Origin of the sequence: Romboutsia sp. MSSM.1001216sp_RTP31141st1_G3_RTP31141_220114, from assembly GCF_039031195.1 — a bacterium.
In the GTDB taxonomy this organism is placed as follows: domain Bacteria; phylum Bacillota; class Clostridia; order Peptostreptococcales; family Peptostreptococcaceae; genus Romboutsia_C; species Romboutsia_C hominis.
Map to the genome: position 1 here is coordinate 52,272 of NZ_JBCIUO010000011.1, position 7,302 is coordinate 59,573.

Genomic DNA, 7,302 nt, shown 5'->3' on the forward strand with positions numbered 1-7,302 from the left:
ATTTTAAAACACTCCTTTAGTATTAATCTATATAATTACACCTATACCAAGTACTACTATTGCAAGTACTGATATCATTATAATTAATGGTGTTACAAATTTTAGCCATTTATCATAAGTTACATTTACCATAGCAAGTGATGCAAGTATTAATCCTGTAGGAGTTATAAAACTTATAAGTCCTTGTCCAAATTGATATGCACTTACTATTACGTCTCTGTTTACTCCAACAACATCTGCAAGAGGTGCCATTATAGGCATTGATAAAACTGCAAGTCCTGAAGATGAAGATATAAAGAATCCTAGTAATATATAAACAAAGAACATTACTGTTGAGAATACTATACCACTCATATTTGATACTACATTACTTAATCCATATAATATAGTATCACTTATCATACCACCATCCATTATTATAGTGATACCACGCGCAAGACCAATTATTAGTGCAACTCCTAGTAAATCTGCTGCTCCTGCAACAAATTCAGAAACAAATTCTTTTTCACTAAGTTTTGCAAATATAGCTAGTATGAATGTTACAAATAAGAATAATGATGTCATTTCTTTAAATGACCATTTTAATTCTTTTACACCATATACCATTACAACAAATGATAATGCAAATATTAATAACATTAATTTTCTTCCCCATGTAAACTCAGGTACATTTTCTTCATTATGACCTTTTAGGAAGTGATCTTCTAATTCTTTCTTTTGTGAATATATTAATGATTGACTTGGGTCTTTTTTTACTTTTTCTGCATACTTAACTGTGTAGAATATACAAACTGCAAGACCTGCAACTAACATAAATATTCTTAAAGGCATTCCACTTGTAAAATCAATTCCTGCTGTATTTGATGCTATAACTGTAGAGAAAGGATTTACTGTTGATGCCATTGTTCCCATACAAGAACCAAGATATATTGCTGCAATTGCTACTAATGCATCATATCCTGCTGCCAAGAATATCGGCACTACTATTGGATAAAATGCTATTGTTTCTTCTGCTAATCCAAAGCTTGTTCCACCTATTCCTATTATTACTGTTATTATTACTATTAACCAAGCTTCTTTTCCTTTTAGATTTCTTGATAAAGCACTTATACCCGCTGTAAATGCTCCTGTTTTATTTATTACTCCTACTATACCACCTATTACAAGAACGAAAGCAATTATATCTATTGAATCATATAAACCTTGTATAGGTGCATTTAAAAATGTTGTTAATGCTTTAAATACTGTTGGTTTTTCTTTTGGTAGTTGTTCATAAGTCCCTGGTATTGCCACTGGTTTACTTATAGAACCATCTGTAAATTTACTTAGATTAGTTTTTACCCCTAGTTCATCCAGTGTTTTTTGAGTTGCTTTTTTTTCTGATACTTGACCTGTAGGCGATTCTATTACGAATACGTTTGCTTCAGCATCATAAAGTAATTTTGAATACTTTCCTGAAGGTATTACATAAGTAAGTCCTAACACTAATAGCATTACTATAAGTATTACAGTGTAGGCTGTTGGAAATGAGAATTTAGATTTCTTTTTTGCTGACATATAAATCATCTCCTTTTTTGTCTAAGTTTCTCATTTATATTTTAACATATTTTTACATATATGTTAAATTTCTTACAATTCTAAATATTACTTATATAGTTTTAGCCAATATTGCAATTAAAATTACAAAATTGGCTAAATAAAAAATTAATTTTATTAAAATTATTATATATTCTTTTAAATTCACTCATCCACGTCTGTTACTTAAAATTCACTGAGTTTATTTCACTTATTTATTCAAAATATTTCTTTAAGAACATCCCTGTGTAAGACCCTTCAACTTTAGATACTTCTTTTGGTGTCCCTGTGGCAACTATTTGACCACCTTTATCTCCACCTTCAGGTCCTAAATCTATTATGTAGTCACAAGTTTTTATAACATCTAAGTTATGCTCTATAACTACTATTGAATTACCTGTGTCTGCTAATCTTTGAAGTACTTGTATTAACTTGTCTACATCTGCCATATGAAGTCCTGTTGTAGGTTCATCTAATATATATAAAGTCTTACCTGTTGGTCTTTTACTTAATTCTGTAGCAAGTTTTATTCTTTGAGCCTCTCCACCTGATAATTGTGTAGATGGTTGTCCTAATTTTATATATGAAAGTCCAACATCCATTAATGTTTCTAATTTTCTTTTTATATTAGGTATGTTTTCAAAGAATTTAAGAGCTTCCTCAACATTCATATCTAATACATCAGCTATTGTTTTATCTTTATATTTAACTTGTAGTGTTTCTCTATTATATCTTTCGCCCTTACATACTTCACAAGGTACATACACATCTGGTAAGAAGTGCATCTCTATTTTTATAATACCATCACCTTTACAAGCTTCACATCTTCCACCTTTCACATTGAAACTAAATCTTCCTTTTTGATATCCTCTAGCTTTAGCTTCATTAGTTGATGCGAATAAATCTCTTATCATATCAAATACACCCGTATAGGTTGCAGGATTTGAACGAGGTGTTCTTCCTATTGGACTTTGGTCTATATTTATTATTTTGTCTATATTTTCTATCCCTTTTATTTCTTTATGCTTTCCTGGTCTTTCTCTTAATCTATTTATCTTTCCAGCTATTCCTTTGTAAAGTATATCGTTGATTAATGTACTTTTACCAGAACCTGAAACTCCTGTTATACAAGTAAATTTACCTAAAGGGAACTTTACATTTATATTCTTTAAGTTATTTTCAGTAGCTTTAACTATTTCTAAGTATTTACCATTTCCTTCTCTAGTCTCTTCTGGTATAGTAATTTGCTTTTTACCGCTTAAATATTGTCCTGTTATAGAATTTTCATTGTCTAATATTTCATCTAAAGTACCTTGTGCAACGATATTACCTCCATGTACCCCAGCTCCTGGACCAATATCTACTATATAATCACTTTCTCTCATTGTATCTTCATCATGTTCTACTACTATAAGAGTATTACCTATATCTGTAAGATGTCTTAATGTTCCTATTAATCTATCGTTATCTCTTTGATGAAGCCCTATGCTTGGCTCGTCTAGTACGTATAAAACTCCAACTAAAGCTGAACCTATTTGAGTAGCAAGTCTTATACGTTGTGCTTCCCCTCCTGATAAAGTTCCTGCTTTTCTTGATAGGTTTAAGTAATCTAAACCAACATCTCTTAAGAAAGATGCTCTTCCTCTTATTTCTTTTAGTATTTCATTTGCTATAAACTTTTGCTTTTCACTTAAATTGATATTTTCTATATAATCTATAAGCTCATTTACTGAAAAATTAGTTACATCCATTATATTTTTGTTGTCTACTAATACTGATAATACTTCTTTTTTAAGTCTTGCTCCTTTACATTTTGGACAAGGAGTTTCAGCCATAAATTCTTCTATTTTTTCTCTTGAATATTCTGAGTTAGTTTCTCTATATCTTCTCTCTAAATTAACTATCACTCCTTCAAATGGCGCTCTATATTCTCTTCTTCCTCCAAACTTTGATTCAAATATAAATTCAACTATCACATTGTCTTTTCCATAAAGTAACTCTTGAACAAAGTCCTCAGGCAAATCTTTAAATGGTGTATCAAGTGATACGTTAAAATGTTCTGCTAAACTTCTAACCATTTTACTATAATATGTATCATCACTTGTGCTTACAGAACCCCACGCTGCTATAGCACCTTGTTTTATAGATAAATCTTTATTCGGTATAACTAAATCTGGGTCTACTTCTCTACTTTCTCCTAAACCATTACAAGCATCACATGCTCCAAATGGACTGTTAAATGAGAACATTCTTGGAGATAGTTCTTCTATACCTACTCCATGCTCTGGGCATGCAAATTTAGTTGAGTAAAGTATTTCATCTCCACCTATTATTTGAGCAATAACAAGACCATCAGATAATTTTATAGCTGTTTCTATTGAATCTGCTAGTCTAGCCTCTATTCCATCTTTTATAACTATTCTGTCAATCACAACCTCTATATTATGTTTTTGATTTTTATTTAATTCTATTTCATCTGTAACTTCATAGTTTTCTCCGTCAACTCTAACTCTGACAAATCCTTCTTTTTTTATATTCTCTAGTATCTTTTTATGAGTTCCCTTTTGACCTCTTACTACTGGTGATAATATTTGAAATTTAGTTCTTTCTTCAAATTCCATCATTTTATCAACAATTTCTTGGACTGTCATTTGACTAATTAATTTACCACAAGTAGGACAATGTACTTCTCCTACTCTAGCAAATAATAATCTTAAATAATCATATATTTCTGTTACTGTACCCACAGTAGAACGAGGATTTTTAGATGTTGTTTTTTGATCTATAGATATAGCTGGTGATAATCCTTCTATATATTCTACATTTGGTTTTTCCATTTGACCTAAGAATTGTCTAGCATAAGCTGACAAACTCTCAACGTATCTTCTTTGACCTTCTGCATATATAGTATCAAAAGCTAAAGAAGATTTACCAGATCCTGATAATCCAGTAAATACTATAAATTTATTTCTCGGAAGTTCTATATTAACATTTTTTAAGTTATGCTCTTTTGCGCCTTTTATTATGATTTTATCTTCCATTAATTTCTATCCTTTCTTCTAATTCTTTTACCTTATCCCTAAGTTCTGCTGCTCTTTCAAATTGTAAATTTTGAGCTGCTTCCATCATCTCTGATTGTAATTTAGCTATATTAGCTTTTATTTCATCTATATCATCAGTTTCTTTAACTCCATATATAACTTCTTCATCAGCGACTTTCGTAGCTTCTATAGCATCTCTAATACTCTTTTTAATAGTTGTAGGAGTTATATTATTCTCTTTATTATATAGTGATTGTATTTCTCTTCTTCTTTTTGTTTCTTCTATAGCACTTTGCATAGACCTAGTTATTCTATCTGCATACATTATAACTTTACCTTCTGAGTTTCTAGCTGAACGTCCTATAGTTTGTATTAATGATGTTTCAGAACGCAAGAATCCTTCTTTATCTGCGTCTAATATCGCCACCAAGGAAACTTCTGGAATATCTAATCCTTCTCTAAGTAAGTTTATACCAACTAATACATCAAACTTACCTAATCTTAGATCCCTTATAATCTCTACTCTTTCAAGAGTATCTATATCTGAATGCAAATACTTGACCTTTATACCAATTTCTTTAAGGTAGTTGGTTAAATCTTCACTCATTTTCTTAGTAAGAGTTGTTATTAAAACTCTTTCATTCTTTTCAATTACCTTATTTATTTCACCTACTAAATTATCTATCTGATTGTCTATAGGTCTAACTTCTATTATAGGATCAAGTAAACCTGTTGGTCTTATTATTTGTTCTGCTATAGTTGTTGAATGTTGTATCTCATATGGTCCTGGTGTTGCAGTTACAAATAGTATTTGATTAATATTTTCTTCAAATTCTTCAAAATTTAAAGGTCTATTATCATAAGCTGATGGTAATCTAAATCCATTATCTATAAGCGAACCTTTTCTAGATCTATCTCCGGCATACATACCTCTTACTTGTGGTACTGTAACATGAGATTCATCAACTATTATTAAATAATCATCTGGGAAAAAATCCATTAATGTATATGGCTTCTCTCCTGGCTTTCTGCCTGTTATATGTCTTGAGTAGTTTTCTATACCCTGGCAGAATCCTATTTCTTTTAACATTTCTATATCATATCTAGTTCTTTGGTCAATTCTTTGAGCCTCTAGTAATTTATCATTGTCTTTAAATTCATTTATTCTTTCTTCAAGCTCTTTTTCTATTTCAACTATAGCTTTTTCTATTCTTTCTGGTGTTGTTACATAGTGAGATGCCGGGAATATTACTACATGATTTCTCACCCCTACCATTTTACCTGTAACATAATCTATTTCTGTTATTCTATCAATTTCATCACCAAAAAATTCTATTCTTATAGCCTTTTCATCATTACTTGCAGGGAATATTTCTAAAATATCTCCTCTAACTCTAAAAGTACCCCTAACAAAGTTAACATCATTTCTTTCATACTGTATATCTATTAATCTCTTTATAACTTCATCCCTATCCTTTTCCATTCCTGGTCTTAGAGATACCATAAGTTGTCTATAGTCTTCTGGATCCCCTAATCCATATATACAGGATACAGATGAAATTATTATAACATCTCTTCTTTCTAATATTGCTGCTGTTGCAGAGTGTCTAAGCTTATCTATTTCATCATTTATACTTGCATCTTTTTCTATATATGTATCACTATGAGCTACGTATGCTTCTGGCTGATAGTAATCGTAGTAACTTACAAAGTATTCTACTGCATTCTCCGGGAAAAACTCTTTAAATTCACTGTATAATTGAGCTGCTAATGTTTTATTATGAGCTAATATCAATGTTGGCTTATTTACGTTTTTTATAATATTAGCCATAGTAAAGGTTTTACCAGATCCTGTTACCCCTAGAAGAGTAGAAAACTTTTCATTGTTATTTATAGCATCTACTATTGACTTTATAGCCTCAGGCTGATCTCCCGTAGGCTTAAATTCCGATTTTAATTTAAATTCCAACAATATCACTCCTCTCTCACGAACATTCGTTCTTTACCATTTAATTATAACATATATCTATATATATCTTGTGCTTTATTTAATAAAATTTACATAAATCATCCATTTGTCGTAATATATTCTTTATATATTACCCACTATCCTACGATTTCAACCTTATTTATATAAGTCTTTTAACGATATGAAATTCAACTTTTATTTAATGAAGAATTATATAATGTCATTATATAGCAGTAGTGTTAATTTGAATCTGCTTGCTTAACTATTTATGATATTGTTAATGAATGTATATGTAATCTGCTTTAATTCACTATATTTTATAAAAAAATAAAGGCCTCTATGGGGGATAGAGACCTTTTTAAAATGGGGGAGATTGAGTAATTTATTTATATTAAGTTTTACATTATAATTATCTCCTGCTTTACAAAAAATATTCATAAATACTTAGATATTTTTATAAATATTTTTCATCTAGTAAAAGGATTAAAATGATTGTTTTTATTTACTCTTATAAGTCACTTACTATTTTAATTAAATATATCATAATAATTATTTATAATTTCATTATAAATAAAAAGAGATATGAATTTAATTCATATCTCTTTTTACATTTTTGTGTGTCTTTATCAATAAAAAAGATTACGTGGCTACGTCTTACTCTTCCAGGGGGTCGCCCCCCAAGTACCATCAGCGCTAAAGAGCTTAACTTCTGTGTTC

At 29.9% G+C, this 7,302-nt stretch carries 3 protein-coding genes and 1 rRNA gene; all 4 read right to left on the reverse strand.

What is annotated here, in order from left to right:
* Window positions 1–27: 27 nt before the first annotated feature.
* Complete coding sequence (locus ABCP60_RS12825) at window positions 28–1,557, reverse strand: YfcC family protein (protein WP_092922278.1); 1,530 nt, start codon at window positions 1,555–1,557, stop codon at window positions 28–30.
* A 233-nt stretch (window positions 1,558–1,790) separates the two neighbouring features.
* Window positions 1,791–4,616: an excinuclease ABC subunit UvrA gene (uvrA, locus tag ABCP60_RS12830; RefSeq protein WP_343101846.1), complete on the reverse strand. Its 2,826-nt coding sequence runs from the start codon at window positions 4,614–4,616 to the stop codon at window positions 1,791–1,793.
* Window positions 4,606–6,585: an excinuclease ABC subunit UvrB gene (gene uvrB / locus ABCP60_RS12835; protein ID WP_343101847.1), complete on the reverse strand. Its 1,980-nt coding sequence runs from the start codon at window positions 6,583–6,585 to the stop codon at window positions 4,606–4,608. The genes uvrA and uvrB overlap by 11 nt, the downstream gene beginning before the upstream one ends.
* Before the next feature lie 641 nt (window positions 6,586–7,226).
* Window positions 7,227–7,302 (reverse strand): 5S ribosomal RNA (rrf, locus tag ABCP60_RS12840); the annotation flags it as partial.